Source organism: Flavobacterium sp. (assembly GCF_043779715.1).
GTDB lineage: Bacteria > Bacteroidota > Bacteroidia > Flavobacteriales > Flavobacteriaceae > Flavobacterium.
The window spans coordinates 1-18,532 of the sequence record NZ_JAYWDT010000178.1 but is presented as its reverse complement, the minus strand read 5'-3'; the positions used below and the strand labels follow the sequence as shown (position 1 = coordinate 18,532).

The window sequence follows — 18,532 nt, the reverse complement described above, 5'->3', positions numbered from 1 at the left end:
ATTTTTTAATTAATAAAAAAATGAACTTAAACCAAATACATAACGTCTATTTCATCGGAATCGGAGGCATCGGAATGAGTGCTTTGGCTCGTTATTTCAAATTTATTGGAAAAAACGTATCTGGTTACGACAAAACACCGTCAACATTAACTTCAGAATTAATCGAAAGTGGAATTGCAATTCATTTTGAAGACAATATCGATTTAATTCCGAAAGATTATTTCATCGAAAATACATTGGTAATTATCACGCCAGCTGTTCCAAAATCGCATTCGGAATGGAATTATTTCCTAGAAAGAGATTATCAAGTAAAAAAACGTGCCGAAGTTTTAGGAATAATTACCAAAGACACTTTTTGTTTGGCAGTAGCAGGAACACACGGAAAAACCACAACGTCTAGTATTTTAGGACATATTTTGTACGAAAGTGGTGCCGATGTTACTGCATTTATTGGCGGAATTGTCGAAAATTACAATTCAAATCTTATTGGTTCTGGGAAAACAGTAACTGTGGTTGAAGCTGATGAGTTTGATCGTTCTTTCTTGCATTTACACCCAAATATTGCTTGCGTCACTTCGATGGATGCAGATCATTTAGATATTTATGGAGATGATGCTTCGATAAAAGCTTCGTTCAAAGAATTTGCCAATAAAGTAGAAGATAAAAATAATCTATTTGTAATAAATGGTTTGCCGTTAGACGGTATAACTGTTGGTGCAAACGATGATTCGCAATTTGTAGCACACAATATAAGAATTGAAAATGGCTGGTATGTTTTTGATGTAAAAACACCAACCGAAAATATAAAAGATTTGAAATTCGGATTACCTGGAAAACACAATCTTACAAATGCTTTGCTTGCTTTAGCAATGGCTCGAACTTTCGGAACCCCAACCGAATCTATTGTTAAAGCATTGGCAACATTTAAAGGTGTAAAACGTCGTTTTTCTTTCCAAATCAGGAAGCCAGAATTTGTTTATATCGATGATTATGCGCACCATCCAACGGAAATAAATGCTGTACATCAAGCCGTTCGTGAGTTGTATCCTAATCAGAAAGTTTTGGCAGTTTTTCAGCCGCATTTGTTTAGTAGAACAAAAGATTTTGCCGATGATTTTGCTAAAAGCCTATCTCAATTTGATGAAGTTTTGTTACTAGACATTTATCCAGCGAGAGAATTACCTATGGAAGGCATTACATCGCAATGGTTGTTAAATAAAATTGAAAATAAAAACAAAAAATTAATTCAAAAAGAAGAATTGATTCCGTTATTAAAAAATTCAGATGCAACAGTAATTGTTACTATTGGCGCTGGAGATATTGGAGAAATGGTTGTAAATATTAAAAAAGAATTAGATGAGAAATAATTTAATTTTAAATATCCAATTAATTGCCATTCTTGTTTTGGTAGTTTTTTTGTATTCTTTCACTTCAAAACGAAATGAACACAGAAAAATATCGAAACCAACAATCGAATTTTTAAACTCAGAAAGTCCGTTTGTAACACACGAAATGGTTAATAACTTGTTGATAGATAATTTTGGTGGTACTTTCAGTATCCAAAAAGATAGGGTAAATTTGAAAAATGTTGAGCAAACCATCAATAAACACAACCTAATCGAAAATTCGGAGGTTTTTTTGAGTGTCGATGGAAAGTTAAAAGCTGTTATAAAACAAAAGACCCCAATAGCTAGAGTTTTTAACAAAAACACTTCCTTTTATGTTGATTATAAAGGAGGTAAGATGCCACTTTCGAGTAATTTTACGGCAAGAGTTCCACTTGTTTATGGTGATTTTAACAATCGTTATGACAAGAATTTTGTTGAGCTTTTGCAAGAAATTTATAACGATGATTTTTTGAAAAAAAACATCATCGGAATGAAAATTTTGCCTGATGGTAACGTTATTATGAAGAACAGAGATTATAGTTATGATATAATTTTCGGAAGAACCATTTATATGGAAAGAAAATTTAACAACTATAAAGCATTTTTTCAAAAAGCAGTACAAGATACTTTGATAAATTCTTATAAGAAGATTAATCTGAAGTTTACAAAGCAAGTAGTTTGTACTAAATAATTATGGGTATGGAAAGAGAGAATATAGCAGTAGGACTAGATATAGGTACAACAAAGATTGTGGCTATGATAGGTAAGAAAAATGAGTACGGAAAGCTAGAAATTTTAGGTGTTGGAAAATCTAAAAGCCTCGGTGTGGCTCGTGGTGTAGTAAATAATATCACGCAAACCATACAATCTATACAAGAAGCAATAAGTTTAGCAGAAGCAGATTCGGGTTATAAAATAAAAGATGTCGTAGTAGGAATTGCAGGACAACATATTCGCAGTATTCAACACAGCGATTATATTTCAAGACCCAATCCAGAAGAAGTAATTAGCGAACTTGATATCGATGTTTTAATCAATCAAGTTCAAAAATTAGCGATGTTGCCAGGAGAAGAAATTATTCATGTATTGCCACAAGAATTCAAAATCGATGGGCAATCTGAAATAAAAGAGCCAATCGGAATGTACGGCGGAAGACTAGAAAGTAGTTTTCATGTAGTTGTTGGGCAAGCGTCTTCTATCAGAAATGTAGGTCGTTGTATAAAAAGTTCAGGTTTAGATTTATCTGGATTAACGTTAGAACCATTGGCTTCAGCAGATGCAGTTTTAAGTCAAGAAGAAAAAGAAGCAGGAGTTGCTTTGATTGATATTGGTGGTGGAACAACAGATTTAGCCATTTTCAAAGACGGAATTATTCGTCATACAGCAGTAGTGCCTTTTGGAGGAAATGTAATTACAGAAGATATAAAAGAAGGCTGTTCGATTATCGAAAAACAAGCTGAATTATTAAAAACAAAATTTGGTTCTGCTTGGCCGGGAGAAGATAAAGACAACGAAATTGTTTCAATTCCAGGTTTACGAGGAAGAGATCCAAAAGAGATTTCTTTAAAAAATTTATCAAAAATAATTCATGCTCGTGTGGTAGAAATTATTGAGCAAGTTTATACTGAAATTAAAATATATGGTCACGAAGATCCACGCAAAAAATTAATTGCAGGAATTGTACTAACTGGTGGTGGTTCACAACTGAATCACATCAAACAATTAGTAGAATATATCACAGGAATGGACACTAGAATAGGATATCCAAATGAGCATTTAGCAGGAAATTCTAGCGAAGAAATATCAAGCCCGTTGTATGCGACTGCTGTCGGATTGGTTATGAATAGTATTCGTAACAATACAGTGAGTGCGGTACCACAGGATAATTTTATTCCTGAACCAGTGCTAATTCAAAAGCCAACCATTGCAGAACAAGTAGAAATCCAACAAGAAGCAGAAAAAGTAATTGAAGAAGCGAAAGTAGAATCAAAAACGACTGAAAAAATGATTCGCAAATCATTCTTCGATAAGTATATAGATAAAATAAAAGATTTTTTAGACAACGCTGAATAAAATTATAATATAATTTAAAGAAACAAAATGAAAAAAATATTTTTAATATTATTTATTACGTTAACAACTTCTTTTTATGGTCAACAGCCAGTAATGTTTAAAGTCGAAAAATCTACTATAATATTAAATGATAATACTGAGATTCAAGGAGAAATTGATTTTCCGCTTGTAGACGATGGAAAACCTTTGAAATATAAAAATGCCAACGGGAAGCAAAAAATCGAAAGAGATAAAATTAGTAAAGTAGTTTTTACCACAAACCAAGGAGGAGGAGCGGCCATTGAATACATAAACATGAAGGTTTTTAATGAAATGAATGTGAAAGTAATGAAAGAACCAAAATTGTTGCTTAATGTAGTGAAAGGTAAAGTTTCAGTATACATAAGTAGTTATACAAACAATCAATTCTCGTATAATGGAAGTGCAAATGCTGCAAGAAACAATGGTGTTGGGTTTGTAAATTATTATTGCATTCGAGAAGGAGAAGAAGCGGCGTCATTAATTCATGTTGATAGTAATTATGCAAATGAAAACATGTTTTTTAGACAAAACGGAAGGATATATTTTGCAGACAATACAGAAATTGCAGCAAAAATAGACAATAGAGAATATACATATAAAAATTTTATGGAAGTTATTGAATTATACAATTCCAAAAAATAATGGAATTCAATAATATCAAATAACAGATATTAAATTTTTAAAATAAGATTAATAAAGCATAAATAAAAACCAATAGTATGGAAAGCAACTCAGAATTTGGAAGTATTTCATTTGATTTACCAAAGAACCAATCAAATGTAATTAAAGTAATAGGTGTAGGCGGAGGCGGAAGCAACGCAATAAACCACATGTTTAAGCAAGGAATAAAAGGTGTCGACTTTATTGTTTGTAATACCGATTCACAAGCGCTTGAGAACAGTGCTGTGCCTAATAAAATCCAGTTGGGTGTAAACCTAACCGAAGGATTAGGAGCGGGAGCAAACCCAGAAGTAGGGCAGCAATCAGCAATAGAAAGCATTGCCGAAATCGAAAAAATGCTAGACAGCAATACCAAAATGGTCTTTATCACCGCAGGAATGGGTGGAGGAACAGGAACGGGTGCTGCGCCAGTTATTGCACAATTAGCAAAAGAAAGAGATATCTTAACTGTTGGTATCGTAACTATTCCATTTCAATTTGAAGGAAAAGTACGTATAGAACAAGCACTTTTGGGTGTCGAAAAATTAAGAAAACAAGTCGATTCACTTATTGTTATTAACAATAATAAATTGAGAGAAGTGTACGGAAATCTAGGTTTCAAAGCCGGGTTTTCTAAAGCGGACGAAGTTTTGGCAACTGCATCACGCGGAATTGCTGAAGTAATTACACACCACTACACGCAAAATATCGATTTAAAAGACGCTAAAACGGTATTATCAAATTCAGGAACAGCAATCATGGGTTCTGCCACTGCCGAAGGCGAAAACAGAGCCAAAGAAGCGATTGTTTCTGCATTAGATTCGCCACTTTTAAATGATAATAAAATAGCTGGAGCCAAAAACGTATTGTTGCTTATCGTTTCTGGAACTAACGAAATCACTATCGATGAGATAGGAGAAATAAACGATTATATACAAGCTGAAGCAGGACACAACGCCAATATTATTATGGGAGTTGGAGAAGAAGAAGAGCTTGGGGATAAAATTGCAGTAACCATTATTGCTACTGGATTTTGTGTAGAACAACAAAACGAAATTGTAAATACAGAACCTAAAAAGATAATTCATGCGTTAGAAGACGACCAAAAAATTGTTCGTGATTTAACACAAAAATATGAAGCAAAAGGATTCGATTTCTCATCAAATGTAGTTTCGGAAGCGCCAAAAGTTATTGAAGTTCCTGTTGCCGAAGAAAAAAGAGTATTTTCTTTAGAAGAAGAATTACCAAATCCTGTTGAAACTTATTTCACAATGGATTTAGTGCCAACAACAGAATTAATTAAAAATTTAGACGTTACCTTCGAAGTAGTTTCATCAAAAAAAATCGATGTCAATGATTTTTATTTCACTTCTCCAGAAGTAAAAGAAATCGAAGTAATCGACCCAGTATTTGTAGTAAAGGAGCAAGAGCAGATTACTTTTTCATTCGATTTGCCAATACAAAAAGCAACCGAAACAGTAAATACCGATAGGTTGATATTCGATTTAACAAACGAAATAAAAGACATAAAAGTAAACGAAGCGGTAGAATTCGTCCCAATGACCGAAGTAACTCAAAACGGAGTTATCAAGCATTCGCTCGAAGAATATATGGAAATCGAGAACCAATTATTCGAAGCTAAAAAAGTGGAGAATGTAGTGGTAGAAGCGATTCCGACCGAATTAAATATCACGATGACACAAGTGGATATCACGCCACAATACGCGACTAAAAACACAATAAACGAAATCTCTCCGTTAGAAATGTCTATCGAAGATTCGTTGCGAATGAGAGCCGAAGAACGCCGTCGTAAGATGAAAGAATTCAATTATAAGTTTCACAATAACGCATCAAAAGTAGATGAGTTCGAAAAAGAACCAGCATACAAACGTATGGGAATCGATATTTCGAACAATTCGATAAACAATAGCAGATCGCGCATGTCATTAGGAACTGATAGTAACGACGATATTCAGTTACGATCAAACAATTCGTTCCTTCACGACAATGTCGATTAACTAACTCAAACCAAACCCTTGTAGCCCGAAATTTCTAACGATTTTTCGGGTTATTTTTTTGTTATTACGGGTGCAAAACAATATAAATTTTCACTAAATTTGTTGAGCCAATTCCTGCTGTACATTGTAAGCTTTTTTCGCAAAATGTTTTTTTCTATAAACCAGAAATAGCTTCCGTTGGTCGCTTTTCTGCTTCAAGAAAAAATACATTTTCTCTCAAAAAGGCTTTCCATTTCCATCAGAGGCAAAAAAGATTTTTAGACTACTTAGATTGTTAGATTTACGCTAATTATCCAATAAACCAAGAAGTCTAAAAATCTAAGAAGTCTAAAAATCTAAAAATCTTAAAAATGAGTTTATCAACACACATCATGGACGAAATGAAAACAGCAATGCGTGCAAAAGACACCGTTGCACTCGAAGCACTTCGCGCCATAAAATCGGAAATATTACTAGCCCAAACTGCAACAGGAAGTAAAGAAGAAATCACCGAAGCAGACGAAATTAAAATTCTACAAAAATTAGTAAAAATGCGTAAAGACAGTTACGAGATTTTTACAACACAAAATCGTCCAGACCTTGCAGAGCCAGAATTGGCACAAATCGCTGTTATCGAAAAATTCTTGCCAGCTCAACTATCAGAAGAAGAAGTGGAAGCTATTATTGCAAAAATCATTGCCGAAACTGGTGCTTCAGGAATCGCATCAATGGGAAAAGTGATGGGATTAGCATCAGGACAAATTGGTGGTCAAGCTGAAGGAAAAACAATTTCTAGTATTGTTAAGAAACTATTAGTTTAGACTACTTAGATTTCTTAGAAAATTAGACCTTTTAGAATTTTAAATATCTAAGAAGTCTAATTTTCTAAGTCTAACAATCTAAAAATATTGGCTGCGTAGTTCAACTGGATAGAATATCAGATTTCGGCTCTGATGGTTGCAGGTTCGAACCCTGCCGCGGTCACAATTTTTATAAATATTTTTACAAAAAAAAGCGTTGTTTACTATTTACATTATTTTAGTAAGTATAATAGGAATAGGATATCTGTTCAAAATTCTTATAGAACCAATTTATGTTTTTATTTACAACAAACCGCTGGCGGTACATTTTTATTTATTTCCTAAAAAATTAAGTGACAATCATAAAGATATATTAAGCAATCATTTTACTTTTTACAAAAGATTAAGTCCCAAATACCAACAATATTTTGATCACAGAGTTGTCAAGTTTCTCGAAAGTATTCAATTTGTAAATAGAGAAAATATTGAGATTACTTTTGAAATGAAATTACTAATAGCATCAACTTCAACGATGTTGACTTTCGGAATGCAGAAATATTTGTACACTGTAATTCGTACCATAATTATATATCCATCTTCATTTTATTCAACTACAAATGGAAATTTGCATATTGGAGAGTTTAATCCAAAACTAAAAATTGTAGTGCTTTCTTGGAAAGATTTTTATAAAGGAATAAAAATAGATGACGATAATTTGAATCTTGGTATTCATGAATTTTCTCATGCTTTATTATTCGAATCATCACAAAAAATGCGATATGGCGCAACGAGCAATTATATTTTTTCTGATTATTATAATGAAATAATCAATGACTTAAAAAATTCAGAATTCCTTAAATCATTAATCGATTCGCACTATTTTAGAGATTATGCTTTTGTAAATTCTGTAGAGTTTATAGCCGTTATTTTAGAACAATTTTTTGAAACTCCAGAACAATTTAAAAAATCTTTTCCAGAGTTATTTTATAAAGTAAAACAAATGATAAACTATGATGAAAAATATTTTACTTTGTCATAAGTTTCAAATCTGCAATGGTTTGTGTTGGATTTTCCGCTTTGAAAACATAATTTCCTGCGACCAAAACATCGGCTCCAGCTTCTACTAATTGTCTAGCGTTTTTATTGGTTACACCACCATCAATCTCAATGATTGTTGAAGCACCGTTTCTGTTGATTATTTCTTTCAGTTGTTTAATCTTTTTGTAAGTGTTTTCGATGAAAGATTGTCCACCAAATCCTGGATTGACGCTCATGATACAAACCAAATCGACATCATTAATAATATCTTCTAAAAGAGCAACACTTGTATGTGGATTTAATGCAACTCCTGCTTTCATTCCTTCGGCTTTGATAGCCTGTAAGGTTCTATGTAAATGTGTACTGGCTTCGTAATGTACGGTCAAAATATCTGTTCCTAAATCTTTGAAAGTTTTGATGTAACGATCTGGATCGACAATCATCAAATGCACATCGATTGTTTTTTTTGCATGTTTGTTTATCGCTTCTAAAACGGGCATTCCGAAAGAGATGTTGGGTACGAAAACACCGTCCATGATATCTATATGAAACCAGTCGGCCTCACTGTTGTTAATCATTTCTATGTCGCGTTGTAAGTTAGCGAAATCTGCAGCGAGCACTGATGGTGCTATAATTGTATTCTTCATTTTTGAATGTAGTTGTGTTGTGCAAATTTAGGTATTTAAATTTAAAGTATCACATATTCTTCGAAAGACAAAAATTAACATTTACTATGTATTTTCCGTAATAAATGTTAACACTTTTTATGCTTTTAAACATAATTATTTAATTACTTTTGCAGCGCCAAAAACATGCTTATTGTGAAAACTTTACCTATTAGATTACTTTTCTTTTTTGCATTATCAATGAATGCTCAAATTGGAATCGGAACAAACACCCCAAAAGCTTCTTCTGTTTTAGAATTAAACTCCACAAAATTAGGTTTTTTACTCCCTAGAATTGGATTGACTTCTGCCACAGATATTACCACGATCGCTTCCCCTGCAAAAGGGCTTATTGTTTACAACAAAGCCTCAGCTGGACTTGCTCCTGCGGGTTTGTATCAGTGGAATGGCAGTCTGTGGAGTCCCATTGCAGATAACGTTTCTGCACCTTTTCATGGAGATGTTTCCGGGAATACAAATTCGAATACAGTTTTGGGTATTCAAAAAAAACCACTGTTGTTTACTACTCCGAGTCCGACACAATTGTTGCGTTTTAATGGAACTTCATGGGTTAATTCCAATGATGTTTCCAGTCAGAACTGGCTCTTAACAGGAAATACATTTACTACATCGAGTAATTTTTTAGGAACTACTGACGATATTAAAATGACGCTAAAATCATTTAATCAGCCTTTTTTTGAATTTGGAAGAAGAAAAACTTTAGGATTGACACAGGGGTATACAGATTATACGAATGATAACCAATTAGTAACTCACCTGCGAAGTGCCATCCAGTTTGAAGCACCCAATGCTTTGATTTACAAGCCTATGTTTTATGTGGACGGTTATGGTAACTTTAGATTGAAAGGAAGTGCTGCCGGGGACGATTATTTTGAAATAGGGGCGGCTGGGACTGTTTCTAATAATGGTTCTGTTGAGTTTATTATTGGAGATGATGGGGACGAGCCTATAGTTTTTCAAAAATACAATAACACAACCAAAATAGAAATGTTGCGCATGCAGGGAACTGGGTTAAATACTGAAGTTAGAGTTGGAATCAACAATAACTTTGCAGTGGCAAACTCTGTTTTACAAACGAATGGATCGATAGCCAAAAGCATCACTTCAACAAGTTCTAGTATTACGCTTTCGGATTCTCATTATACGGTCATTTTTAATGGAGGCGATGCCACAATTGGTGTAACATTGCCAACAGCTTCAACTACTACGGGAAGAACCTATGTCATTAGAAATACGTCAGGAGCTTCAAAAAATATAACTGGATTTATAAACGAAACTGGAGCCACAATAAATACAATTCCCAACAATACTGTGATTTGGATACAGTCTGATGGTTCGAATTGGATTTCAATTTAAATATAAAATAAGTGAGTTCTTATTCAGGATTCACTACATCAAACTACTTTTTTAAACTCCCCCTTATGAAATTAAAAATTACCTTACTATTTGGTTTAGCGTTGTTTTCTTATGTCTTAAACGCACAGGTTGGTATTGGAACGATGGCACCGGATGCATCTTCTATACTGCATTTAGAGTCTAATTCTAAAGGTTTTTTGCTTCCTAAAATAGCATTAACTTCCAAAACTGATGTTGCAACTATTTCAGCTCCGGCTGTAGGATTAATTGCATATAATAGTGGCTTAGGAGGGTTATCTCCAGAAGGGATATACCAATGGAGAGGCGGTAATTGGAATTTAATTTTAGATTCCACTTCACCTCTTGCCGGAGATGTTACCGGAGGTATTGGAACAAGCGTGGTTGCGAAACTGCAGAATCTTCCTATTTCAAGTGCAGTTCCAACAACAAATCAGATACTTCGTTACAATGGGACACAATGGGAACCTTCAAATGATGTTTCCAGTCAAAACTGGCTTTTAGTGGGTAATAATGCAACGAATGCAGCCACTAATTTCTTAGGTACTATTGATGATGTAAAAATGCAATTGCGTTCAAACAATCAAAATGTTCTTGAATTTGGAAATAGGAATACATTAGGTTTGGTTCAGGCAGTTACAGATTATACAGTTCCAACTCAAAAAGTAACCTATTTAAAAAGCGCATTGCAGTTTGAAGCGCCTGGTGCGTCTTTCTACAAACCTTTGTTTTTTGTAGATGCCGATGGAAACTTCAGACTTAAAGGAAGTGCTGCCGGAACAGATTTTTTTAGTTTAGGTTCTGCCGGAACAGCTGGAAATGGTTCTTTGGAGTTTCAAATTGGAGATGACGGGAATGAGCCAATGATTTTTAAAAAATACAATTACAGTTCAGGAGCTTATATTGAAATGATGCGCATGCAGGGAACAGGTCTTGACGCTACAGTACGAGTAGGTATTAATACTTCAGGTGCTGTTGCTAATTCTACATTGCAGGTTATGGGTTCACAATCGAATAGTATTACTACTTTTTCTGCTGCCAATCCAACTTTAAATGATACACATTATACAGCCATTTTAGCAGCTGGTGTTTCTGGAACTTTGACTTTACCAACAGCTTCTACTTGTTTGGGAAGATTGTATTGCATCAGAAATACTTCTGGAGGAGCAGTGACCACTTCATCTTATAGAGATATAAGCAATACTGCAGTAACGTCTATTGCCACTACTACGACAATTCAAATACAATCGGATGGAACAAACTGGTTGCAAATCAGATAGTTTTCAGTATAATGTTAAAATGAAACTCCGGTAATTCCGGAGTTTTTTTATGCCAATTTTGAATGTAGCTAAAAAGTAAAACTCCGAACCCGAGCGCTGAAGGCGAACAGACTGGAGGTTACTTAAAAAATAAAACTCCGGTAATCAGCCGGAGTTTCAATCATCAATCAAAAAACGAACAGTTAATCAAACTGTTAGTCATCGGTTTTAGGATTAACCTAAATACGTTTTCAAGATTTTACTTCTTGAGGTATGTTTTAATCTGCGGATTGCTTTTTCTTTAATTTGACGAACTCTTTCACGAGTGAGATCGAAGGTTTCTCCAATTTCTTCTAGCGTCATTGGGTGTTGGTCAGCAAGACCAAAATACAAACGAACTACATCGGCTTCACGAGGTGTTAATGTTTCTAACGAACGTTCAATTTCGGTACGTAAAGATTCGATAATTAATTCTCTATCAGGATTTGGTGACTCTCCAGAACGCAAAACATCGTAAAGATTAGAATCTTCTCCCTCAACTAAAGGCGCATCCATAGATAAGTGACGACCAGAGTTTTTCATGCTCTCTTTTACGTCATTTACAGTCATGTCTAGCTCTTTTGCAATTTCTTCAGCAGATGGTGGACGTTCGTTAGATTGCTCTAATAAAGCGTACATTTTGTTGATTTTGTTGATAGAGCCAATTTTATTTAATGGTAAACGAACGATACGAGATTGTTCTGCTAATGCTTGAAGAATCGATTGACGAATCCACCAAACGGCATAAGAAATAAATTTGAATCCACGAGTTTCGTCAAAACGTTGTGCTGCTTTTATAAGACCTAGATTTCCTTCATTAATTAAATCGGGAAGTGTTAGTCCTTGGTTTTGGTATTGTTTTGCTACCGAAACTACGAAACGCAAGTTGGCTTTTGTTAGTTTTTCTAACGCAGCTTGATCTCCAGCTTTTATTCTTTGAGCCAATTCTACCTCTTCATCGGCAGTAATCAAATCTACTTTTCCAATTTCTTGTAAATATTTATCTAACGACGCAGTTTCACGATTGGTTACCTGCTTTGTAATTTTTAATTGTCTCATTGTAGTTTCTCCTTAAAAGTTATAAGTGTACAATGGTTATACGTAATGAGTTTATAAAAAGTTACAAAAAAGATTAATTATTTATTAAAGTAAAAGAAAAGTCCCATTTCAAATTAGTGAAACGGGACTTTATATTTATTTTACTTCGATAATTTCTGAGGTATAAATTGGTGTTCCGTCTTCAGAAAAACCTTCTAGTAGTATTTCGAATTCACCAGTAACATCAGATGTGAAAAACGATATTGTTTGTTCTTTATTTTCTAATTTGATTTCTGGTATCCATAATAACTGGTATCTGTAGTCTGGAATTCTGGAATTAAGATTGTTTGTGTAATTTGGTTGGTAATATTCTTTTTTTTCTAAAGGTCTTAAAATGTCGGGTCTTATTATAAAATCACCTTTGAGTTTACTGTCGTAATCATATTTTTTAGTTGTAAATGCGATTAGTCCGTTGTATAATTTTGAACCAAAATAATAACCTCCTTTTATAATGTTTATTTTATAAAAAAGATCTGCTTTGTGCTCAAAAAGCTCATTAATGTCTTGAATTATTAGACCGTCTACTAATACTAAAGAGGGGATTTGTAATTCACTATTCACATCATAATCATATAAATGCAACGTGTAATTATTGTTTGTAGTTTTGAAGTACATTCCGTCAACAATTTCTATAACGGTCTCTTTAAGTGTAGGAAATCTTGTGTAATTATCAAGAATATATTCTTTTGATAATGGATCGTAAAATTTCGTTGTGCTTTTTATACTGGGTATACTATCTTTTTTATTATTGTAATATGCATTCTCAATTTGACTAGCAATGGCTTTTTCTTCAATAATTTCTTTAAGTTCAGGATTTAAGTGTAATTCATTAAATGTTAGTGAAGAATAATTTGGAGATTGAATTTTGTTAATTTCAATTTTATAATTTTCTTTATCAGATTCGATAATTTGAACAATTACATTAGTACTAGGAAAAGATTTTTCTAGGTTAAATAGAAATTCACCGTTTTTATTTGTTTTAGTGATTTCAAAAGCGTAATTTTCTCCAGGTATTGAAAGCGAAATGTTTTTGTTTTCGATGCTATTTGTGCCTGATTTCGAACTAATTTTTCCAGAAATTATTTCACCTCGAAGTTCGGGTATGATTATATTTCCTTCATTGAAGCTGTTCTCTATATTTCTTATTTTTTTAGAAGTAATAAATTCTTTCGAACTTAATTTATTTTTTAATGAAAATTCATCAATTTTTCTTACTGACATTGAAAAATTCCCTTTGTTTATCTTGGTGCCTTGCAATTTGATTTTTACATCAACTTTTTCTCTATTTGAATATTTTGTTTTATTTATTTGAATAGAAACATTATCATCAGTAGTCTTCGTTGAAGGCTTTATTTTTTTAGAAAAATCATTTTCTAATATGTTGTTATCCTGGGTTTTAGTGTTAATTTGATATGGGTTTATGATAGAAATATCAATATTGAAATAGTCAGGATTAGATTTGTTTAACATCCAACTGGTGTATCCAACCAATTTATAATTACCAGTTTCTAAAGTTGTAGGTATAAAAAAATCACCGTTCCCAGCTCCGTTTTCTAAAAATAATTTTTGTGTAAACAGACTTTTTTTATTACTATCTACAAGTTCTACATAAGTAATTTTACTATATGTTGAAGCTGTATTGTCTTGATTGTTAAGACAAAATAATTTGTATTGCAATATCTCGCCAGTTAGAAAAATTCCTGCATTTGTTGTAACGAAAATTGATTCGTTAATTTTTTTATCAATATCCATTAATTCGGCTGTTGATTTATTGCTTTGCGCTAAAGTGGTTTGATAATAACCCAATAATAAAGTTATTATGAGTATGTGTTTTAGTCTATCCAAAATGAAGGTCTTATGTTGTTAGAAAATGATGTGCAGTCTCCACATTGTATGGGGTATATTTGTATAGTGATGGATCCATTAGAAGGAATAACCCCATATTGCGGATAGCCACCGTAATAGATACTTTGTCCCATACTTAGAAGGATAAATATTAATTGACCTTTGCAATTAGTTGGAGGAGCTGCAACGCAATACTGGAAAAAATATTGATTACGCTGGTCTGCGGCTATATTTACTGGACAGTTGTAAGGGTAGCTAGGCAGTGGATCGTTGGGGAGAACATCTGAAAAATTAAAAAACAGTCGTTTTTCAGAAAAAGTGGATACATCAAAGAATCCAATTACTTTTTCATTTGGATTAGTGGTAGATTTCACATTTCCTGAAAAATAACCTGGTTGACTTTGTGTTAGAATGCTTTCTGAACTAGAAATTTCTTTTAATGTTTGATAAAATGTATATGCTGCAAGATTCTGTACATATTGTTTAACTAATATACTATATCTATGCATAATAATGTAATTTGAACTGCTAATAAATCTAATAGGAAAATTCACTCGATCTTCAGATAAATCATTAGTTTTCGTTAAAATTATATTATCTGATTTTTTTGTAGAAAAACAGATTCTTGCTTCGGTTGTTCTGGGTTCTAATGTGATTTCTCCAGGCATATTAGATCCAGGTGGTAAGGAAGTAAGAACTGCTTTCGTATTCACCCATCTAGGCGCTATAACCTTATAAGTCTCCTCATATTCATATCGATAATATTTTGAGGTATTTGAAGGATCGAAACTATTTACGCTAATTTGTACACCGCGAACTCCATCTTTAGTAGTTACTTCTGGAACTAAATCCTGTATTGGAGTATCTGTTGTTAGTTTTTCATTAGATGAACTATATGATTTTCCATCATTAGTAGTAATATATAATTGATAATTTCTGTTTGCCACTGCTTGGAATTCTGAAATTGAACGGTATTTGCCGTTATTTTCTTCAAAATTATATTGATTTCCTAAATCGTCTTTTACGTAAACGGTTGCTCCAGCTTCAAATTCTGGACCATTATCTTCAAGACGATAGGTTCTTGAGAGTTTTATTTCTTGTTTTTTAAATTCGTTAGTTATGGTTGCTTCAACTACAATTGCGTCTTCAAAAGTGTTGGTTTGTAGTGCATAAGGCTCTGTGCAACTTGCCACACAAAAAAGGAGTGTGCTTAAAATGGATATTTTTAAATATATATATATCATAACTAGTTAAAATTTAAAATTATAAGTTATTGTAGGTACTGGAATTCCAAAAATTGATGTTTTGTATGCTTTTACCTGTCCTTCTTTCGTTACAAAATATACAGAATATGGGTTGTTTCTTCCTAAAACATTATACACAGATATGTTCCAAAAGCTATGAGCTAGTTTTTTTAGTTTGTGATTCCCTTCAATATTTACTCCCATGTCTAGACGATAATAATCAGGAATTCTAAATTTATTTCGATCACTATATAAAGTGTATTCAGCATTTCCGTAAGTATATTTTCCTATCGGATATGTTATAGGTCTTCCTGTTTGATATATAAAATTAGCAGAAAAACTATAACGCTTTGTAAATTTATAATTTAATACAGCACTAAAATCATGCGGTTTGTCGAAATTGGCAGCAAAAAACTCTCCGTTATTTACTTTTTCTTCATTAAATGGGCTGTCTAATTTTATAAATGATCTCGAATAAGTATATCCTAACCAACCATTTAAACGGCCTTCAGATTTTTTTACTAAAAACTCTAGTCCGTATGATTTGCCCTCGCCTTGCAATAATTCTGTCTCTAGATTTTCGTTCAGAAGTAAATTTGCACCTACTTTATAGTCTAGAATATTATTAGATTTCTTATAATATCCTTCCGCGCTTAATTCTAAATCTTCGTAGTCTATGTTTTTGAATAATCCTAACGACAATTGTTGTCCGTTTTGTGGTTTTACATTCAAATCAGATAATTTCCACGTATCAGTTGGGGATTGTGTCGTATTACTAGATAGTAAATGAATATATTGAAACGTTTTATCGTAACCGGCTTTTATAGAAAAATCTTCGGTTATCATATATCTTAATGCTAGTCTAGGTTCAAATCCACTTGATGTATTTATTGTTTTATTGTTCCCAAATTCTTTCTCGCTTATAACCGTAGCTTCACTTAAAGGCACTCCTTCTTGATAAATTTTTTGTGTCGATTTTCCTAAAGCCATAAATACGGAATACCTTACGCCAATGTCTAACAGTAATTTTTTTGTAATTTTATAATTATCTGAAATAAAACCTGCAGATTCTAATCCTTTTTCTTTGTCAATATTAATAGGAATTAATAGAGAATTCGGGTCTTTGGCACTAAAATTACCAGGGTTAATGTTGTATAATTTACTCGAAACACCGTAAGTAAATTTGTGTTTATCGTTAGGAGTGTAGTTAAGCTTAATGGTTGCTTGAGATTCATTTATTTTAAAACCAAAATCAAAGGCATTTAGGTTGTTTGAATCATACTCTATATTAAATTTGTACTCACTATTTGTAATGTTTAATTCTCCTTTATTTTTATCATTAAAGGTGTGTTTCCATTTTAAAGATCCCAATCTATTACTGTATTTATATAAAGAATCGGACGTAATACTATAAGCATCTTTACTATAATATAAAGTCGTTTCTAGCGAATTATTTTTATTTATTTTATGATTGTATTTTGTAAATAAATCATAAAAAGAAGCTTTGCTTTTCTTTAATTGTTCATCTTTTAGACTTCGTAAAATCCATCCAGAATAGGTCGCTCTTCCACCTATAATTAGACTAGATTTTTCTTTTACTATAGGAGTCGATATGGTTACGTTACTCGTAACAGGACCTATTCCTCCTTCTCCAGAAAACTTTGTTAGGTTTCCGCTTTTTGATGTTATGTCAAATACTGAAGATAATCTTCCTCCGAATTCAGACGGAATGCTACCTTTATAAATATCTACTTTGCTAATTGTATATGGATTTATTGCAGAAAAGAATCCGAAAAAATGGGCAGGATTATATATAGTTCCATTGTCTAAAAGTATTAAGTTCTGATCTTCTTTTCCTCCTCTAACATTAAATCCTGCCGAACCTTCTCCTGCGGTTTTTATTCCAGGTATTGTTAGCGCTACTTTTAGCACATCTCTCTCTCCTAGAACTAATGGAATGTTTTTTATTCCTTCGGCTTCAATGGTTGTAACTCCGGTAATAGCAGTTCTTAAATTTTGCTTTCTTTTTCCTCTTATTACCACTTCGTTTAGCTGATTTGTTTTTTCTGAAATGGTTATGTTTAGTTTGCCATTACTATAAATCATTATTTTTCTCGAGGCTTTCGTATAGTTCAATGACTGTGCCTCGATAATATTCATTCCATATGGAAGTTGTAAAGTATAATATCCATCTTTATCAGTATTAACACTGGTTTTTCCGCTTTTGACAGTGACATCTGAGATGGGTTCATCATTCTTCCCGTTTTTTATATACCCAGAAAGTGAGTATAAGTCAGATGCTGAATTTGAAGTTTCTTTCCCTACTAAGGTTATTGGATCAATGTTTGTTGATTTGGTGTTTTTTATCGAATCATATTGCTGAAAAAATATTGGGTTTCCTGATTTTACTATGACATTTGAATCGGAAGCCTTGTTTCCAAAGTAGTTATCTGGTAATTTGTCGTAAATAATACTATTTCGTGTTAATATAATTTTATTTTTATCAATAAAAAAATTAATGCTCGTGTCTTCAAAAACAGAAGTTAAAATTTCCTTTATGGACTTGTCTTTGTGATTTCCAGAGATTAAAATATTTTCGTTAATCCAATCTTCTTGAAAATAAAATTTATAACTAGAAATAGATTCTATCTTATTAATAACATCTATTTTGCTAATGTTGCTGTATTCAATAGTAATTAGATCGGTTTTGTCTTGTGAATAAATTAATTGATTAAAAACTAATAGGAATAAAAATATTATAAGCTTCCTCATTATTTAGGTGAGTTATTTTGTGGTAAATTGTTAATATATGTGATTAATTTTTCCATGAATTTCAATTCATTTTCTTTTTTTAAATTCCTATACATGTCATAGAAATTAGTTATTTCATTTTTGTGATTAGGAAATAATTTTAGAATTTCATTTTTAGAATTTATTTTATTGAATTTATTTTCGAAAAAGAGGATAAATTCATTTTTATAAAAATATTCTATAAACGCGCCACTTTCTT

14 protein-coding genes, 1 tRNA gene and 1 pseudogene are annotated in these 18,532 nt (G+C 32.5%); 10 read left to right on the top strand and 6 right to left on the bottom strand.

The window, feature by feature from the left end:
• Positions 1-20 precede the first annotated feature (20 nt).
• The 8 genes from murC to ACH2BG_RS08610 all read left to right on the top strand — a co-directional run bounded on the left by murC (position 21) and on the right by ACH2BG_RS08610 (position 7,978).
• Complete coding sequence (gene murC / locus ACH2BG_RS08645; RefSeq protein WP_395047291.1) at positions 21-1,367, top strand: UDP-N-acetylmuramate--L-alanine ligase; 1,347 nt, start codon at positions 21-23, stop codon at positions 1,365-1,367.
• On the top strand, positions 1,357-2,079 hold the full coding sequence (locus ACH2BG_RS08640) for a cell division protein FtsQ/DivIB (protein ID WP_395047290.1): 723 nt from the start codon (positions 1,357-1,359) through the stop codon (positions 2,077-2,079). Before murC ends, ACH2BG_RS08640 begins: the two co-directional genes overlap by 11 nt.
• A gap of 8 nt (positions 2,080-2,087) precedes the next feature.
• Entirely contained in the window at positions 2,088-3,461 is a 1,374-nt protein-coding gene (ftsA, locus tag ACH2BG_RS08635; protein WP_395047289.1) for a cell division protein FtsA, read from the top strand.
• Positions 3,462-3,488: 27 nt separating this feature from the next.
• Positions 3,489-4,124: a hypothetical protein gene (locus ACH2BG_RS08630; RefSeq protein WP_395047288.1), complete on the top strand. Its 636-nt coding sequence runs from the start codon at positions 3,489-3,491 to the stop codon at positions 4,122-4,124.
• 77 nt (positions 4,125-4,201) lie between these two features.
• Positions 4,202-6,160 (top strand): cell division protein FtsZ, encoded by a 1,959-nt coding sequence (gene ftsZ / locus ACH2BG_RS08625; RefSeq protein WP_395047287.1) that lies wholly within the window; start codon positions 4,202-4,204, stop codon positions 6,158-6,160.
• A 350-nt stretch (positions 6,161-6,510) separates the two neighbouring features.
• Complete coding sequence (locus ACH2BG_RS08620; RefSeq protein ID WP_395047286.1) at positions 6,511-6,960, top strand: GatB/YqeY domain-containing protein; 450 nt, start codon at positions 6,511-6,513, stop codon at positions 6,958-6,960.
• Between the two features lie 89 nt (positions 6,961-7,049).
• Positions 7,050-7,123 (top strand) — tRNA-Arg (locus ACH2BG_RS08615).
• A 33-nt stretch (positions 7,124-7,156) separates the two neighbouring features.
• Positions 7,157-7,978 carry a zinc-dependent peptidase gene (locus ACH2BG_RS08610; protein WP_395047285.1) on the top strand — a complete coding sequence of 274 codons (822 nt, stop codon included), beginning with the start codon at positions 7,157-7,159 and terminating at the stop codon, positions 7,976-7,978.
• On the opposite strand, the gene rpe is transcribed toward ACH2BG_RS08610, so the two are convergent.
• Entirely contained in the window at positions 7,965-8,624 is a 660-nt protein-coding gene (gene rpe / locus ACH2BG_RS08605) for a ribulose-phosphate 3-epimerase (protein WP_395047284.1), read from the bottom strand. The genes ACH2BG_RS08610 and rpe overlap by 14 nt on opposite strands.
• Before the next feature lie 174 nt (positions 8,625-8,798).
• Between rpe and ACH2BG_RS08600 the strand changes: the two genes are divergently transcribed.
• Positions 8,799-10,019 carry a hypothetical protein gene (locus ACH2BG_RS08600; RefSeq protein WP_395047283.1) on the top strand — a complete coding sequence of 407 codons (1,221 nt, stop codon included), beginning with the start codon at positions 8,799-8,801 and terminating at the stop codon, positions 10,017-10,019.
• A 65-nt stretch (positions 10,020-10,084) separates the two neighbouring features.
• Entirely contained in the window at positions 10,085-11,317 is a 1,233-nt protein-coding gene (locus tag ACH2BG_RS08595; RefSeq protein WP_395047282.1) for a hypothetical protein, read from the top strand.
• Between the two features lie 213 nt (positions 11,318-11,530).
• Here ACH2BG_RS08595 and ACH2BG_RS08590 read toward each other — a convergent pair whose 3' ends face one another.
• The 5 genes and pseudogenes from ACH2BG_RS08590 to ACH2BG_RS08570 all read right to left on the bottom strand — a co-directional run.
• A complete protein-coding gene (locus tag ACH2BG_RS08590) occupies positions 11,531-12,394 on the bottom strand; it encodes an RNA polymerase sigma factor RpoD/SigA (RefSeq protein WP_091473528.1) in 864 nt (287 codons plus the stop codon).
• Positions 12,395-12,529: 135 nt separating this feature from the next.
• On the bottom strand, positions 12,530-14,278 hold the full coding sequence (locus ACH2BG_RS08585) for a hypothetical protein (RefSeq protein WP_395047281.1): 1,749 nt from the start codon (positions 14,276-14,278) through the stop codon (positions 12,530-12,532).
• Entirely contained in the window at positions 14,266-15,522 is a 1,257-nt protein-coding gene (locus ACH2BG_RS08580; RefSeq protein ID WP_395047280.1) for a DUF4249 domain-containing protein, read from the bottom strand. The genes ACH2BG_RS08585 and ACH2BG_RS08580 overlap by 13 nt, the downstream gene beginning before the upstream one ends.
• Before the next feature lie 6 nt (positions 15,523-15,528).
• Entirely contained in the window at positions 15,529-18,294 is a 2,766-nt protein-coding gene (locus tag ACH2BG_RS08575) for a TonB-dependent receptor domain-containing protein (protein WP_395047279.1), read from the bottom strand.
• Positions 18,294-18,532: pseudogene (locus tag ACH2BG_RS08570) on the bottom strand (hypothetical protein); the annotation flags it as partial. The pseudogene ACH2BG_RS08570 and the gene ACH2BG_RS08575, both read right to left, overlap by 1 nt.